Genomic DNA, 15,585 nt, shown 5'->3' with positions numbered 1-15,585 from the left:
GTAAGTATGGCCGCCACCGTAGACTGGCTGCGGACCACCACACCGGGACTGCTGATACTGTGCGGTCTGGCGATCGTCGTGCTGCTCGTGGCGATCATCCGGTTCAAACTCGAGCCGTTCATCGCCCTGCTACTGACCGGCCTGGTCCTGGCGCTCGCGGCCGGACTTCCGGTCTCCAAGATCGTCGGCACGCCCCTGAAATCCTCGGATTCCCTGCTGGAGACCGGATTCGGCGGGATTCTGGGACATATTTCGGTGATCATCGGCCTGGGCACAGTGCTCGGCGCGATCCTGGAACGTTCCGGTGGCGCCGATGTACTGGCCGAGAAGTTGCAGAACCTGTTCGGGCCCAAAGGCGCTCCCGTCGCCATGGGGTTGGTCGGTCTCATTTTCGGTATCCCGGTGTTCTTCGATATCGGCATCTTCGTCCTCGCCCCGCTGATCTACGTGGCGGCCAAGCGAGGCGGTGGATCGCTGGTGCTGTACGCGATGCCGATGGTGGCCGGCCTGTCCATGACGCACGCGTTCCTTCCCCCGCATCCTGGTCCGGTGGCCCTCGGCGGGCTGATGGGGGTCAGCCTGGGCTGGCTGATCATCATGGGCCTGGTGTGCGGCCTGCCGGGATTCATCGCGGCGGGCCTGGTCTGGGGCAGTTTCATCGGCAAGCGGGTAGTGGTGGACGTTCCGGCGGAATTCCTGGTGCGGCCCGCGGGCGACGGCGCCGAACCGGAACGGGGCACGCGCAACGCCGCGGCACAAGGTGATGCACTGGCCGAAGCCGAAGCGATTCGGCGCCCGTCGGTAGCACTGATCGGAGCGATCATCGCGATTCCGCTGGTGCTGATTCTGGGCGCGACCTTCGGCAGCCAGTTGCTGAAGTCGAAGTCCGCGCTGCTCGAGGTGCTGACATTTCTCGGCAATCCGGCTGTCGCGCTGTTGATCGCGGTGCTGGTCGCGTTCTACATCCTCGGTCTGCGGCGGGGCTCGACGGTGCAGCAGCTGGGCGTGCTGACCGCCGAATCACTACGGCCCGTGGGCATGCTGCTGCTGGTCATCGGTGCGGGCGCGTTCTTCGGCGCGGTCATCTCGGCCACCGGCATCGGAAAAGTGCTCGCGCACACCATGTCCGAGGCCGGTTTGCCGGTGATCTTGCTCGCCTACATCATCAGCTGCGGTCTGCGCATCGCCCAGGGATCGGCCACCGTGGCGATCGTCACCACCGGTGGCATCGTCGGCCCGCTGGTCGCCGGGCACGGCTACTCGCAGATCTCGTTGGCGTTGATCGCCATGGCGATCGCGGCGGGTTCGATCATTCTGAGCCACGTCAACGACGGCGGCTTCTGGATGATCTCGAAATTCTTCAATCTGTCGGTGAAACAGACCCTGCAGACCTGGAGTGTGCTCGAGACCGTGTTGTCGGTGGTGAGTTTCGCGGTCGCGGCGATACTGTTCGCCCTGGTGAGCTGAACCGCGCCCGACCTACCGCTGCGCCGGTTCCGGTTCGCTGCCGATGCCGCCGAACATCTTTCGCTTCAGCGGAGGCAGCGCACCGGCCACCCGGAAGACCGTGCGGGCCATGGTGCGCGAGACGCGTCTGTCCGAGACGGACTGCTCGGCGGCTTGTAAGGAAGCGCGTACGGCGGCGAAGCCGTAGCCGATCATCTGCGCCTCGTACTCGTGCAGGGCTCGGAGCAGTGGCCGTTCACCGCGTGCCGCCGCGGTGAGCGAGCCGGTCAGCACCTGGGCGTCGCGCAGAGCGACGTTCGCCCCGATGCCTCGGAACGGGGTCATGCTGTGGATCGCGTCGCCGAGAAGTGTGACGTTGGTCGTCTCCCAGGGGCCGACGGGAACCGAGGTGCGAATCGGCAACAGGGTGACGGTCTCGGTGTCGCAGCCGGTGATCAGCTCGCGCAGCTGCGGCGACCAGTCGGCGGTGAGCCGATCTGCGAGATCCTGAAGTTCCCTGGGCGCCAAGCTTTCCAGATCGGCCGGGTAGTCGCTGCGTTTCGCGGCGTAGCTCCACAGCACATAGGGCCGGGTGTTGTCGAACAGTGCGCCGGGGAACAGTTGCGCGGCACCGTCGTTGCCGCCGATCGTTCCGGAAGCCACATCGCTGGAACCGAATTCGTGCGGTGCGACGAACATGCCACACCCCCTGGGTGGGATGATGCTGACCGGCGCCGTCTGCAGCCGGGGTGCCAGGCGGCGGCGACTCTGCTCGGTCAGCATGTATTTGCCGCAGATGGCCACGATTCCGGTATCGACGCGCTGGGCGTGCGGGAGCAGTTGAGCGCGCACGCGCGAGGTGCCGCCGTCCGCGCCGACCAGGACGTCGCCCAAGGCCGTTGTGCCATCGGCGAACCGGGCCTCGACGCGGCCGTCGGGCAGTTGGGTGTATCCGCTGATGGCCTTGCCGTAGTGCACCACGTCGTCCAGGCCGGACAGCAGGACCTGGCGCAGGGTGATGCGGCTGACCCCGAAGTTGCGATCGACGTCATCGGCCGGGTTGCCTTCGATGGTCTGGCGATCGAGTTCGAGCAGGGTACTCATCTGTTCGGTGGCGAATCCGAATCCGATCTCGGACTCGACCGCGTTGGAATGCTCGACGAACGCGCGGTAGAGATGTTCGGGCAGTAGTTCGTGCAGGGCCCGGCTGCCGCGCGGGCTGATGTGGATGCGGAAGCCTTGCAGCCGGTCGGTGCGGTGCCGGTCGCGTTCGTACACCGCGACGTCGATGCCGGCCTTGCGGAGCCCGTGCGCCAGCGCCAGGCCGCCGATCCCGCCACCGGCGACGAGCACCCGCACAGATGTATTGGCGGACATGATGTTCACTTCCATTCCTGATCGATTACCAACAGGGAGAACGGTTTTCGGAGCAGCTCAGCCCTGGCTCCAGCCGAACGGCCGGTGCCGCTTGCGGGCGGCCTGCTGCTGCTCGGCCCCGTGCCGCGCCCAGTCCTCGGTCAGCCGGGTGAGCAACCGGGTCAGCGTGACCACGTCCTCGGCGGACCATTCGGCGATCACCGCGCCGAAGACCTGCTCACCGACGTCGAGGAACTGCCGCAACTCCGCGCGGCCGGCGTCGGTGGCGATCAGCAGGACCGCCCGACGATCCGCCGGGTCCGGCTCGGTGATCACGAGTTCGGCCTCGGCCAGCGCCCGGATGTGCCGGGTGATGGAGGAGGGCAGGGCGTCCAGCCGCTCGGCGACCTCGCCCGCCCGCAGCGGGCCGTGCTCGACGGCCAACTGCAGGACGCCCAGCCGGACCGGGTCGAACATCCGTGCCTGTCCCTGCCGGTTGGCCTCGGCGAACTGGGAGACGGTGCGAACCAGGTCGGCGATCTGGGACTTATTTGCTTGCATGAAACAACACTAAATTACTTGTTCGCGTGAAGCAAATATTTTCCCGCAGACCCCGCTATGAATGGGATTGCATGATCGTGCATAATCATCACATGGCGGATACCTCGAGTGGGCCCGTACTGCGGGTCGCGGTGGCTGGTGCGAGCGGATACGCGGGCGGTGAGGTCCTGCGATTGCTGCTGGGGCATCCGGCGTACCGAAGTGGGCGCCTCGAGATCGGGGCGCTGACCGCCGGATCCAACGCGGGCACGCCGCTGGGGGAGTCGCAGCCGCATCTACTGCCCCTGGCCGATCGAGTGCTGGCCGAGACGACGCCGGAGATCCTGGCCGGGCACGACATCGTCTTCCTCGGCCTGCCGCACGGCCAGTCGGCGGCGATCGCCACCGCACTGCCCGAATCCACCGTGATCATCGACTGCGGCGCGGATTTCCGGCTCACCGACGCGGCGGTGTGGGAGAAGTACTACAAGACACCCTACGCGGGCAGCTGGCCCTACGGTCTGCCCGAACTGCCGGGCGCGCGCGAGCGGTTGCGCGGCGCGACCCGCATCGCGGTGCCGGGCTGCTACCCCACGGTGTCCACCCTGGCGCTGGCTCCGGCGGTCGCCGCCGGAATCGTCGAGCCGACGGTGAACATCGTCGCGGTCAGTGGAGCATCCGGCGCGGGCCGCAAACCCGATGTGGCGCTGCTGGGTTCGGAGGTGATGGGTTCCGTGCGCGCCTACGGCATCGCCGGCGCGCACCGGCACACCCCGGAGATCGCGCAGAATCTGAAGGCGGCGGCCGCGAGCGCCGCCGAGGGGCGCGAATTCGATTGTGCCGGAGCCGATATCTCGGTCTCGTTCACCCCGGTCCTCGCGCCGATGCCGCGCGGCATCCTGGCCACCTGCACCGCGCCCACGCGAGTGGATCTCGCGCAGGCCCGCGCGGTCTACGAGAAGGCCTACGCCGATGAGCCCTTCGTCCATCTGCTGCCCGAAGGGCAACTGCCGCAGACCGGTTCGGTGCTCGGTTCCAACGCGGTGACCTTGCAGGTCGCCGTGGACGCCGACGCCGGCCTGCTGGTCGTCATCGGCGCGATCGACAACCTGACCAAGGGCACCGCGGGCGCCGCGGTGCAATCGATGAATCTGGCGGTCGGCTACGAGGAGACCGCCGGACTCCCCACCGTAGGAGTGGCACCGTGACATCCAGCGACAAATTGGTCCGGACCCAGGGCGTGACCGCCCCGCTGGGGTTCCGTGCGGCCGGGATCGCCGCCGGGATCAAGGTGAGCGGTAAACCGGATCTGGCCCTGGTCGTCAACGAGGGACCGGAGTGCGCGGCGGCCGGGGTGTTCACCCGCAACAAGGTCAAGGCCGCGCCCGTGCTGTGGTCGCAGCAGGTGCTGACCGGCGGTCGTTTGCGCGCGGTGATCCTGAACTCCGGCGGTGCGAACGCCTGCACCGGACCGGGCGGCTTCCAGGACACTCACGCCACCGCCGAGGAATTGGCGAAGGCGTTGAGCAACTGGGGAACCGAGACCGGCGCGGGCGAGATCGCGGTCTGCTCGACGGGTTTGATCGGCGACCGGCTGCCGATGGACAAGGTGATTCCGGGTGTGACCGAGATCGTGCACGAGATGGCCGGTGGGATATCCGGCGGAACCGATGCCGCACACGCCATCATGACCACCGACACCGTGCCGAAGGAAGCCGCGTACCACCATCACGACAAGTGGAACATCGGCGGCATGGCCAAGGGCGCGGGCATGCTGGCGCCGTCGCTGGCCACCATGCTGGTGGTGCTGACCACCGACGCCGTGGCCACGCCGGAGCAGCTGGATTCGGCTCTGCGCAAGGCGACTTCGCGCACCTTCGACCGCCTCGACGTCGACGGCTCGTGCTCCACCAACGACACCGTACTGCTGCTGGCCAGCGGGGCGAGCGAGGTCACGCCCGCACAGGAAGACCTGGACGCGGCGGTTCTGGCCGTCTGTGACGATCTGGCCGCGCAGCTCATGGCCGACGCGGAGGGGGTGACCAAGCGGGTGCTGGTCACCGTGCGCGGCGCGGTGGACGAGGATCAGGCGCTGACGGGTGCCCGCGCGGTCGCCCGCGATTCGCTGGTCAAGACCGCGTTCTTCGGCTCGGATCCGAACTGGGGCCGAGTGCTGGCCGCGATCGGCATCGCGCCGATCGAGCTGGATCCCGATCGAATCTCGGTGTCGTTCAACGGGAGTCCGGTGTGCGTCGGCGGAACGGGCGCGCCGGGCGCGCGGGATGTCGATCTGTCCGGCGCGGATATCCACGTCGTGATCGACCTGGATCTGGGCGACGGCGAGGCCACCATCCGCACCACGGACCTGTCGCACGGGTACGTGGAAGAGAACTCGGCGTACAGCTCATGAACGAGACCGATCCCGTTGTGAGCCAATCGATTCCCGCCGCCCTGGCCGGACTCTCCGCACTGGACAAGGCGCATGTGCTCGCCGACGCGCTGCCCTGGCTGCAAAAATTCCGGGACACCGTCGTGGTGGTGAAATACGGCGGCAACGCGATGATCGACAAGGACCTCAAACGCGCCTTCGCCGCCGATATGGTCTTCCTACGCACGGTCGGCGTACATCCGATCGTGGTGCACGGCGGCGGACCGCAGATCAGCGCGATGTTGAAGCGCCTGGGCCTGGAGGGCGAATTCCGCGGCGGCCTGCGGGTCACCACACCCGAGGTGCTGGACGTCGCCCGCATGGTGTTGTTCGGCCAGGTCGGCCGGGAGCTGGTCGGCCTGATCAACGCGCACGGCCCGTACGGGGTCGGCATCTCCGGTGAGGACGCGCGGCTGTTCACCGCGACCCGCCGCACCCTCGAAATCGACGGTGAGACAACCGATATCGGACTGGTCGGCGATGTCACCGCGGTGAATCCCGACGCGGTGCAGGACATCGTGCGGGCGGGCCGCATCCCGGTCGTGTCGACCCTGGCCCCCGACGTGGACGGCGTGGTGCACAACGTCAACGCCGACACCGCCGCGGGAGCGCTGGCCGCCGCGGTGGGCGCGGAGAAACTGGTCGTGCTGACCGATGTCGAAGGGCTGTACACGAATTGGCCCGACCGGTCCTCGCTGACCACGCATATCGATGCCGATGCGCTGGCCGAGCTGCTGCCCTCGCTGGATTCGGGCATGGTGCCCAAGATGGAGGCCTGTCTGCGCGCGGTGCGCGGCGGTGTGCCGAGCGCGCACGTCATCGACGGGCGGGTGCCGCACGCGGTCTTGTTGGAACTGTTCACCGGGGAGGGGATCGGCACGATGATCTCCCCTTCGACCCCACCGCCGGCCGACGCGCCGCAGGAGGGCACGGAAAACCTATGAGTACTCAGGACATTCGGCAGCGCTGGTCCGCCTCGCTGATGAACAACTACGGCACGCCCGCGATCGCGCTGGTGCGTGGTTCGGGCGCGGAACTCTACGACGCCGAGGGCAAGCGCTACCTCGATTTCCTCGGCGGTATCGCGGTGAACAGCCTTGGGCACGCCCATCCGGCGATCATCGAGGCGGTGACCACGCAGTTGAACACGCTCGGGCACGTCTCGAACCTGTATGCCAGCGAACCGGTGCTCGAACTCGCCGAGCGGCTGCTGGCGCATTTCGGCGATGGTGCGGGGCGGGCGTTCTTCTGCAATTCGGGCACCGAGGCGAACGAGGCGGCGTTCAAGATCGCGCGGCTGACCGGGCGATCCAAGATCGTCGCCTGCGAGGAGGCGTTCCACGGCCGCACCATGGGCGCGCTCGCGCTGACCGGCCAGCCGTCCAAGCGCGCGCCGTTCGAACCGATGCCGCCGGGTGTGCGGCACATCCCCTACGGCGACGTGGAAGCCCTTGCCGCCGTGGTCGATTCGGACACCGCTGCGGTATTCCTGGAGCCGATGCTGGGCGAGAGCGGGGTCGTGGTGCCGCCGCCGGACTATCTGGCCGCCGCCCGCGCGATCACCGCCGAACACGGCGCGCTGCTCATCCTGGACGAGGTGCAGACCGGTATCGGCCGCACCGGCCATTTCTACGCGCACCAGGCCGCGGGTCTGGTGCCCGACGTGATCACCCTGGCCAAGGGACTGGGCGGCGGTCTGCCGATCGGCGCGGTGCTCGCGCAGGGCCGCGCGGCGGAGCTGCTCACCCCCGGTCTGCACGGAACCACCTTCGGCGGTAACCCGGTCTGCGCCGCGGCGGCGTTGGCCGTGCTGCGCACCATCGAGCGGGACGATCTGCTGCACAACGTGGAGACGGTCGGCAAGAAACTGATCGACGGCATCGACGAGCTCGGACATCCGCTGATCGACCATGTGCGCGGTGCGGGCCTGCTGATCGGCATCCAGCTGAATCGCCCGGCTGCCGCGCAGGTGGAATCGGCCGCCCGCGCGCAGGGCTATCTGGTGAATCCGGCCAAGCCCGACGTCATCCGGCTGGCGCCGCCACTGATCTTGACCGAGACTCAAGCCGGCAGCCTGCTGTCGGACCTGCCCGGCATCCTGGACACCGCCCTGGAGCAGCACACCACCCTGGAGAAGGGGGACAAGTGAGCATCCGCCACTTCCTACGCGACGACGACGTCAGCCCGGCCGAACAGGCCGAAATCCTGGCGCTGGCAGCGGAACTGAAGGCAGCGCCGTTCTCGCGGCGGCCGCTGGAGGGCCCGCGCGGGGTCGGGGTGATCTTCGAGAAGAACTCCACTCGGACCCGGTTCTCCTTCGAGATGGGCATCGCCCAGATCGGCGGGCACGCGGTGGTGGTCGACGGCCGGACCACTCAGCTGGGCCGGGAGGAGACCCTCGCGGACACCGGCCGGGTGCTCTCGCGCTACGTCGACGCGATCGTGTGGCGCACCTTCGAGCAGTCCCGGCTGGACGAGATGGCCTCCGCCGCAACGGTTCCCGTCGTGAACGCACTGTCCAACGAATTCCATCCCTGCCAGGTGCTGGCCGATCTGCTGACCCTCACCGAGCGCAAGGGCGGTCTGGCCGGTCGCACCCTGGCCTATTTCGGCGACGGCGCGAACAATATGGCGCATTCGCTGCTGCTGGGCGGCGTGACCGCGGGCCTGAACGTGACCATCGCCGCCCCTTCGGGTTTCGAGCCCGCGGCCTGGGTGCTCGAGGCCGCTCGCAAGCGCGCCGCGGAGACCGGGGCGAGCGTCGCGGTCACCGGTGACCCGGTCGCCGCGGCCACCGGCGCCGATGCCCTGGTGACCGATGCCTGGACCTCGATGGGGCAGGAGAACGACGGCCTGGACCGGGTCGGCCCGTTCCGTCCGTTCCAGGTCAACGCCGGGCTGCTGTCACATGCGGCCGCGGACGCCGTTGTGCTGCACTGTCTTCCGGCGCATCGCGGGGAGGAGATCACCGACGAGGTGATCGACGGTCCGCACAGCGTCGTATGGGACGAGGCGGAGAACCGGCTGCACGCGCAGAAGGCGCTGCTGGTGTGGTTGCTGGGCAAGAGCGAGCAGGAGCGACGATCGTGACTGGAAGACGTTCGTGAGTACCGCGGATCGAGCGGGCGTCGAGCCGAACAGATCCGGCCCGGCGACCGCTCGCACGCGTGCCGGTCGTCAGCAGCGCATCGTGGAGATCCTGTCCGGGCACGCGGTGCGCAGCCAGACCGAATTGGCCGCACTGCTGGCCGAGGATGGTATCGAGACCACCCAGGCGACGCTGTCGCGGGATCTGGACGAACTCGGCGCGGTGAAGCTGCGCGCCGCGGACGGCGGCGCGGGCGTCTATGTCGTCCCCGAGGACGGCAGTCCGGTGCGCGGGGTCACCGGCGGCACCGACCGGTTGTCGAAACTGCTCGGCGACCTGCTGGTCTCCACCGATCACAGCGGCAATATCGCGGTTCTGCGCACGCCACCGGGCGCGGCGCACTTCCTGGCGAGTGCGCTCGACCGCGCGTCGCTGCCGGAGATCGTCGGCACCATCGCCGGGGACGACACCATCGCGGTGATCGCCCGCGAGCCACTCACCGGCGCGGAACTGGCCGCGAAGATCGAGCAGTGGGCCTGAACGACCGAACCGGTTGGGCCGCTGGGTCATTCGGCTCGGTCAGTCCGGCAGCGCCTGCCCACGGGTCTCCGGGGCCAGACCGACCATGCCGATACCGATCAGGAATACGACCGCGGTCGCGCTGAGCGGGATGGCCAACGAGCCGCTCGCATGGATGCCGTATCCGATCAGGAATGTGCCCGCGGCCGCGAACCAGCGGGAGAGCGTGGTGGTGAACGCGAAGGCGGTGGCGCGCATCCGGGTCGGATACTGCTCGGGCAGCCAGATGGTGAAGATCGCGAAGTTGGCCCCGCCCAGGCCGAGCACCGGCAGGAAGACGAAGGTCAGCACGATCGAGTGTGCCGGATACGCGATCCCGTAGACCCCGACCGCGCCGACGGCCATCAGCACGAACAGCCCGGCCAGCGTCGCGCGCCGTCCGAATCGGTTCGCCGGACGCGGAATCACCACACAGCCGATGATCGTGAACGCGGCCACCGTCATCGAGGAGATCCCGGCCAGCCGCACCGTCGCGGACGAGCCGTATCCCGCGTGGTGTGCCAGGTCGGTGACGGCGGTGGGCACGTAGGTCGACCCGGCCCACAGCCCGATCACGCAGACCACCAACAGCGCGAGGTTGCCCAGGGTACGGGCCCGGTAGGGCGGGGTCAGCACGCCGACGACCGGCTGCCGGAACGACTTTCGCTCCTGTGCGGCCGAATCATGTTGCCAGCGTTCGGGTTCGGGTGTGGTACGGCGAATGACGAAGACCGCCAACGCGGGAATCCCGCCGATCAGGAACATTCCCCGCCAGCCCAGCTGCGGTCCGGCCGCGAGGTACAGCGTCGAGACGATCAGCACGCCGATGTACGCGGCCGAATGCATGAGGCCGCCGAACCGGGCGCGTACCCGCTCGGGTAGTACCTCGGCCAGAAGTGTTCCCGCCATGGCCCATTCGCCTCCGACGCCCACGGCCGCCAGGAAGCGGAAGGCATTCCACTCCCACAGTTCGGTGGCCAGGCCCGCCAGCGCGGTGAACACCCCGTACATCGCGATGGAGGCCGTCATCGCGGGCATCCGGCCGAAGCGATCGGCCAGCGGTCCCCAGATCGCCGAACAACCCCAGCCGAGCAGGAACAGCGCCGCGCTGATCTGGCCGTACCAGCCGATATTCGCGGACGTCGCGGCGATACCGGCGCGCGGCAGGAGTTCGGTCATCGTGGGCGCGAGCACCAGTCCGAAGACGGTCCAGTTGAAACCGTCCATCGCCCAGCCGCCGAACGAACCCCAGAACGCGCGGCGTTGTGCCGAGGTCAACGGGGGTGCCGAGGCGTTGCGGGAGGCGGCCGGTGCGGGATCGTCGTCGATCGTCACGGGGTAACTCGTTTCCAGGTGCTGCCGTACCGCGGCCCGCCGCGGTGATGTGATCGCTCACACGTTAACCGGATGCGGCTCGCTTCCGCAGGACTCCGGACGACCCGGTACTTCCCCGGGGCTCGACGCGTGCCCGTTTCGGCGGTCCCGTGAACGTGAAATCCGTTACCTGCGGTACCAATTGAATGCTCGGCCGGACGGCGATACTGTATGCGGACGCATGGATCACGTGCGGTTGTCGACGATGTGGAGGCCCTGACTCGTGCGCATTACGGTATTCGGGGCGGGTGGAATCGGACTATACTTCGCCGGGATGCTGGCGCGCGCCGGTCATCAGGTGACGGTGGTCGGGCGGGAGGAGACCGTCGAGGCCGCGGCGGCCGGGCCGCTGCTGGTTTCCCGTGCGGGAGAAGAGAGTTCGATACCCGATGTGCAGGTGGTCACCGAACTGCGCCCCGGCGGCGACCCGGCCGATCTGGTGATCGTCGCGGTGAAGGCGTGGCAGGTTCGCGACGTCGCCGAGGCGCTGGAACCGGTCGTCGGCCCGGGAACCACGATCTTGCCGTTGCAGAACGGCGTCGAGGCGGCGAGTGATCTGGCCGCGGTGCTGGGCGCGGAGCGGGTGCTCGGCTGTACCTGCGTGGTGATCGCCGAACGCGTCGGGCCCTGGTCCGTGCGTTGCCTGGGCGCGCACGCCGCGGTGGAAATCGGTGCGCTGACACCGGATTCGGCCGCACGGGTCGAAGCGGTGGAAGAGGCGCTGACCCCCTCGGGGATCACGGTGACCCGCACGAACGACATCGAAGCCACGCTGTGGCGCAAGCTGATGCTGATCTCCTCCTACGGCGGGGTCGGCGCGCTGGCCCGGCAGCCCGTCGGGATCGTGTCCACCGAACCCGAAACGGTCGCCCTGGTCCGCGCTGCGATGGCCGAGGTGCTCGAGGTGGCCCGCGCCCGGGGCATCGCGCTGGACGAGCACGACGTCGACCAGATGATGAAGATCTACGCGGGCTTCGGCCCGGAGACCACCGCATCGATGCAGCGTGACCTGGCCGCGGGCCGCCCGTCGGAACTGCACTACCAGAGCGGCGCGGTTGTCCGGTTCGGCCGGGCCGCGGGTATCGCCACGCCGATCCACCAGACCATCTACGCCTCCCAGCTGCCCTCGGAGACGTTCGCCCGAGAGCGCTAGCGGTATCTTTCGCTACGCGTCCGAACGGCGAGACGGGCCGCGAACCTTGGAGTTGGGTTGTACGGGGTGTAGGAACGTGGCAGCGATTACCGAGGAGGAACTGTGCGGCGTGTTATCGGTGTGGTGGTGGGGATCGTGTTGTGCCTGCTCGGGGCGCTGTGGATCGGGCAGGGCACGGGTGCCGTGCACGGCTCGCCGATGACCGGCCACTCCCAGTGGACGTATCTGGGCGTGGTTCTCATCCTCGTCGGAGTCGTGGCGATCGTCTCCGCGGCCTACCGCAACCGAACGCGCTGACCGGCTCGGATCCGCGGTGGCCCGGCGGCGTCGCGGTCGGCGGGCCAGGTCGAGCGCTAGGCGAGCGGGTACTGTCCCGGCGGAACACCGCCCCCGCCGCCGCCGTACGTCCCCGCGTTCAACAGGTCGCTGATGATCTGCACGACGGCCTGTCCCAGGGACAGCACGTCCTGACCGATCAACTCGAATAGACTCCCGATTCCCGAATACATCTGGACCGCCCTTCCGCCGTCCGGACCGCTGGTCCCTCCAGGCTCGCACACGATCCCCGCCCCCGGGGCAATCTCGTTGGGACGCATGGACATCTGACGCCGATTGTCCGTATTGCCCCGAGTGTCACCGCTCCTGTCGGCTGCTACCCGCCCGATGCGAAGCGAGGCGAAAACCGAATGCCGACGCACCCAGCCGCGAAGCGTCTCTGTCTCGCTGGGAGTCGCCCGCGAAGCGAGAGGTTCAACAACGTCAACCCAGCTTTTCGGGTGAACAACGCCGATCCCGGCATCGGTGCCCGCCGAAGCGAAGCGAGGCGATGACCAACGCGCCCAGCGGCGAAGCGTCTCTGTCGGGCTGGTAGCCGCCCGCGAAGCGATAGGTTCAGCGACACCAGCTCCAAGGTTTTCGGCGCGGGCTCGTCGTTCAGCCTTCGAAGCGCATGGCCGAAGGCCGAGTCTCGAGGGCTGAACGACGAGCCTTACAGCGCCGAAAACAGCCGGAGCGGAGCGGAGGCCAAAGACACAGCGTCTCGAGGGCTGAACGACGAGCCTTACAGCGCCGGAAACCCGCCGGAGCGAAGCGGAGGCCAAAGACACAGCCCGGTTATGAATGGGCTTGCATCGTCATGCATAATCATTTGTGCGTGGTACGGGCCGCCGGGGGGAGCGGGGTGGGCAGCGCCGCCGGCCCGGCGAGGCGGGCACACAGACTTTGATACGCACGAATTACTCGAGGAGTTACAGACATGGCCGATCGCGTCGTACTCGCCTACTCCGGCGGGCTGGACACCTCCGTCGCCATCAGCTGGATCGGCAAGGAGACCGGGGCCGAGGTCGTCGCGGTCGCGATCGACCTTGGTCAGGGCGGCGAGGATATGAACGTCGTGCGCCAGCGTGCGCTGGACTGCGGCGCCGTGGAGGCGGTCGTGGTCGACGCGCGTGACGAGTTCGCCGACGACTACTGCCTGCCGACCGTGCAGGCCAACGCCCTCTATCAGGGCCAGTACCCGCTGGTCTCGGCGATCAGCCGCCCGCTGATCGTCAAGCATCTGGTGGAGGCCGCGAAGTTCCACGGCGCCGGCACCGTCGCGCACGGCTGCACCGGTAAGGGCAACGACCAGGTCCGCTTCGAGGTCGGCATCGGCGCCCTGGCTCCCGATCTGAACGTCATCGCCCCGGTCCGCGACTACGCCTGGACCCGGGAGAAGGCCATCGCCTTCGCCGAGGAGAACCAGCTCCCGATCAATGTCACCAAGAAGTCGCCGTTCTCCATCGACCAGAACGTCTGGGGTCGTGCGGTCGAGACCGGCTTCCTCGAGGATCTGTGGAACGCCCCGACCAAGGACGTCTACGACTACACCGTCGATCCGACGATCAACTTCGAGGCGCCCGACGAACTGGTCGTCAGCTTCGACAAGGGCGTGCCGGTGGCCATCGACGGCCGCCAGGTCACCGTGCTCGAGTCGATCGTGGAGCTGAACCGGCGCGCGGGGCGTCAGGGCGTGGGCCGGTTGGACATGGTCGAGGACCGGCTGGTCGGCATCAAGAGCCGCGAGATCTACGAGGCTCCGGGCGCGATCGCGCTGATCACCGCGCATCAGGCGCTGGAGAACGTCACCCTCGAGCGCGAACTGGGCCGGTACAAGCGGCAGGTCGAGCAGCGCTGGGGCGAGCTGGCCTACGACGGCCTGTGGTACTCCCCGCTCAAGCGCGCCCTGGACGCGTTCGTGCGCGACACCCAGGAGCACGTCACCGGCGATATCCGCATGGTGCTGCACGGCGGCAATGTCGTGGTGAACGGCCGCCGCAGCGAGGAGTCGCTGTACGACTTCAACCTGGCCACCTACGACGAGGGCGATTCCTTCGACCAGTCGCTGGCCAAGGGCTTCGTGCAGATCCACGGCCTGTCCTCCAAGGTCGCCGCGCGCCGGGATCTGTTCAAGAAGTAACGACCCGGCCGGCGGGTTCATCGCCGGGTGTGTGCCGGGGCGCGGATCCGCTGTGGTGACGCAGCGGATCCACGCTGCTCGGCCGTCGGCCGCGTCCGCGGGAAGCAGGAGTAACCTGCGAGCGGCCGGGTGATGTCACCCGGCGATCGTGCGAAGCGGAGATCGCGGGTCGCGACGGTGACCGGCCGCGGACAGGTGCCGCCGCCGGACGTCGCGGCCGACAGGCGGTTGTCGCGCGAAAGGGATTGGCCGACAGGAGCATCCGATGCGTACCGACGACGACAGCTGGGATATCACCGAGAGTGTGGGCGCGACGGCCGTGGGCGTCGCGGCGATGCGTGCCAGGGAGACCGCGCGTGCCGACGCGCTGTTCCGGGATCCCTATGCCGCCAAGCTGGTCGAGGCGGTGGGGTCCGGGTGGGACAAGATCCTGCGTGGCCAGGTGGGTACTGATCCCGAGCGCAGCCGGTTGTACGGTCCGCTGAACGCCATGATGACCGCTCGCACGGTGTACATCGACGAGTACTTCGCCGCGGTGGGTGCGGCCGGGATCCGGCAGGTCGTCATTCTGGCGGCAGGGCTGGACGCGCGGGCCTATCGGCTCGAATGGCCTTCGGACACGGTGCTTTTCGAGCTGGATCAGCCGAAGGTGCTGGAGTTCAAGGCAACCGCGCTGGCCGGGGAGGAGCCCGGTGCTGATCGTCGCGAGGTGGCGATAGATCTGCGTCAGGACTGGCCGAATGCGTTGCGCGACAGCGGCTTCGATCCGGCGCTGCGCACCGCCTGGCTGGCCGAGGGGTTGCTGCGCTACCTCCCCGGTGCGGCGCAGGACCGGCTGTTCGACAATATCGCCGAACTCAGTGTCCCGGGCAGCACGATCGCCCTGAACATGGGGCAGGGGCAGCGGACGCTGAGCCCCGAGATCCGCGCCGCGCGGGAGAAGATGATGGCGCAGGCCGGGATTCGGCTCGACGTGGAGAACCTCTGGTATTCCTCGGACGACCGCACCGACCCTCGCGACTGGTTCGCCGATCACGGCTGGACGGTCAGCGCGTCCGATCCGGTCGCGGTACTGACCGAGCGCGGTCGCGAGGTGCCCGACGAGGCGCGCGAGGTTTTGCACAACCACATCCTGATGACGGCCGTGCGCGCCTGAGCGGCACGGCACAGACGACCGCGATGCG

General features: G+C 68.3%; 15 protein-coding genes. 11 read left to right on the top strand and 4 right to left on the bottom strand.

Annotated elements, in window-relative coordinates:
• Positions 1-6: 6 nt before the first annotated feature.
• Positions 7-1,467 (top strand): GntP family permease, encoded by a 1,461-nt coding sequence (locus AC5WS7_RS34835; RefSeq protein WP_495958892.1) that lies wholly within the window; start codon positions 7-9, stop codon positions 1,465-1,467.
• A gap of 12 nt (positions 1,468-1,479) precedes the next feature.
• Here AC5WS7_RS34835 and AC5WS7_RS34830 read toward each other — a convergent pair whose 3' ends face one another.
• Both AC5WS7_RS34830 and AC5WS7_RS34825 read right to left on the bottom strand, forming a co-directional pair.
• On the bottom strand, positions 1,480-2,823 hold the full coding sequence (locus AC5WS7_RS34830; protein WP_495958891.1) for an FAD-dependent oxidoreductase: 1,344 nt from the start codon (positions 2,821-2,823) through the stop codon (positions 1,480-1,482).
• Positions 2,824-2,880: 57 nt separating this feature from the next.
• Positions 2,881-3,363, bottom strand: coding sequence for a MarR family winged helix-turn-helix transcriptional regulator (locus AC5WS7_RS34825; RefSeq protein ID WP_495958890.1), 483 nt, complete (start codon positions 3,361-3,363; stop codon positions 2,881-2,883).
• Between the two features lie 92 nt (positions 3,364-3,455).
• Between AC5WS7_RS34825 and argC the strand changes: the two genes are divergently transcribed.
• Genes argC through AC5WS7_RS34795 form a run of 6 tightly spaced genes read left to right on the top strand, consistent with a single transcriptional unit; the run spans position 3,456 to position 9,398 of the window.
• The gene (gene argC, locus AC5WS7_RS34820; protein ID WP_495958889.1) at positions 3,456-4,550 is read left to right on the top strand and encodes an N-acetyl-gamma-glutamyl-phosphate reductase; all 1,095 of its coding nucleotides are present in this window, start codon (positions 3,456-3,458) and stop codon (positions 4,548-4,550) included.
• On the top strand, positions 4,547-5,752 hold the full coding sequence (argJ, locus tag AC5WS7_RS34815) for a bifunctional glutamate N-acetyltransferase/amino-acid acetyltransferase ArgJ (RefSeq protein WP_495958888.1): 1,206 nt from the start codon (positions 4,547-4,549) through the stop codon (positions 5,750-5,752). The genes argC and argJ overlap by 4 nt, the downstream gene beginning before the upstream one ends.
• Complete coding sequence (argB, locus tag AC5WS7_RS34810; protein WP_495958887.1) at positions 5,749-6,714, top strand: acetylglutamate kinase; 966 nt, start codon at positions 5,749-5,751, stop codon at positions 6,712-6,714. Before argJ ends, argB begins: the two co-directional genes overlap by 4 nt.
• Entirely contained in the window at positions 6,711-7,919 is a 1,209-nt protein-coding gene (locus tag AC5WS7_RS34805; protein ID WP_495958886.1) for an acetylornithine transaminase, read from the top strand. Before argB ends, AC5WS7_RS34805 begins: the two co-directional genes overlap by 4 nt.
• Positions 7,916-8,860 carry an ornithine carbamoyltransferase gene (gene argF, locus AC5WS7_RS34800; RefSeq protein WP_495958885.1) on the top strand — a complete coding sequence of 315 codons (945 nt, stop codon included), beginning with the start codon at positions 7,916-7,918 and terminating at the stop codon, positions 8,858-8,860. The genes AC5WS7_RS34805 and argF overlap by 4 nt, the downstream gene beginning before the upstream one ends.
• A gap of 13 nt (positions 8,861-8,873) precedes the next feature.
• Positions 8,874-9,398: an arginine repressor gene (locus AC5WS7_RS34795; RefSeq protein WP_495958884.1), complete on the top strand. Its 525-nt coding sequence runs from the start codon at positions 8,874-8,876 to the stop codon at positions 9,396-9,398.
• Positions 9,399-9,437: 39 nt separating this feature from the next.
• On the opposite strand, the gene AC5WS7_RS34790 is transcribed toward AC5WS7_RS34795, so the two are convergent.
• Positions 9,438-10,751 carry an MFS transporter gene (locus AC5WS7_RS34790; RefSeq protein ID WP_495958883.1) on the bottom strand — a complete coding sequence of 438 codons (1,314 nt, stop codon included), beginning with the start codon at positions 10,749-10,751 and terminating at the stop codon, positions 9,438-9,440.
• Between the two features lie 262 nt (positions 10,752-11,013).
• Here AC5WS7_RS34790 and AC5WS7_RS34785 point away from each other — a divergent pair, with 262 nt between their 5' ends.
• A complete protein-coding gene (locus AC5WS7_RS34785) occupies positions 11,014-11,943 on the top strand; it encodes a ketopantoate reductase family protein (protein ID WP_495958882.1) in 930 nt (309 codons plus the stop codon).
• Between the two features lie 102 nt (positions 11,944-12,045).
• Entirely contained in the window at positions 12,046-12,240 is a 195-nt protein-coding gene (locus AC5WS7_RS34780) for a hypothetical protein (protein ID WP_495958881.1), read from the top strand.
• Positions 12,241-12,296: 56 nt separating this feature from the next.
• Here the strand turns inward: AC5WS7_RS34780 and AC5WS7_RS34775 are convergent, their stop codons facing one another.
• Positions 12,297-12,452 (bottom strand): hypothetical protein, encoded by a 156-nt coding sequence (locus AC5WS7_RS34775; RefSeq protein WP_495958880.1) that lies wholly within the window; start codon positions 12,450-12,452, stop codon positions 12,297-12,299.
• Between the two features lie 746 nt (positions 12,453-13,198).
• Here AC5WS7_RS34775 and AC5WS7_RS34770 point away from each other — a divergent pair.
• A complete protein-coding gene (locus AC5WS7_RS34770) occupies positions 13,199-14,401 on the top strand; it encodes an argininosuccinate synthase (protein ID WP_495958879.1) in 1,203 nt (400 codons plus the stop codon).
• Positions 14,402-14,666: 265 nt separating this feature from the next.
• The gene (locus AC5WS7_RS34765; RefSeq protein ID WP_495958878.1) at positions 14,667-15,557 is read left to right on the top strand and encodes a class I SAM-dependent methyltransferase; all 891 of its coding nucleotides are present in this window, start codon (positions 14,667-14,669) and stop codon (positions 15,555-15,557) included.
• Positions 15,558-15,585: the final 28 nt, after the last annotated feature.

It is taken from the genome of Nocardia sp. PLKS1-43 (assembly GCF_059510335.1).
Note: the sequence above shows the minus strand (reverse complement) of the source record. Positions and strands in the feature narration are given on the sequence as shown.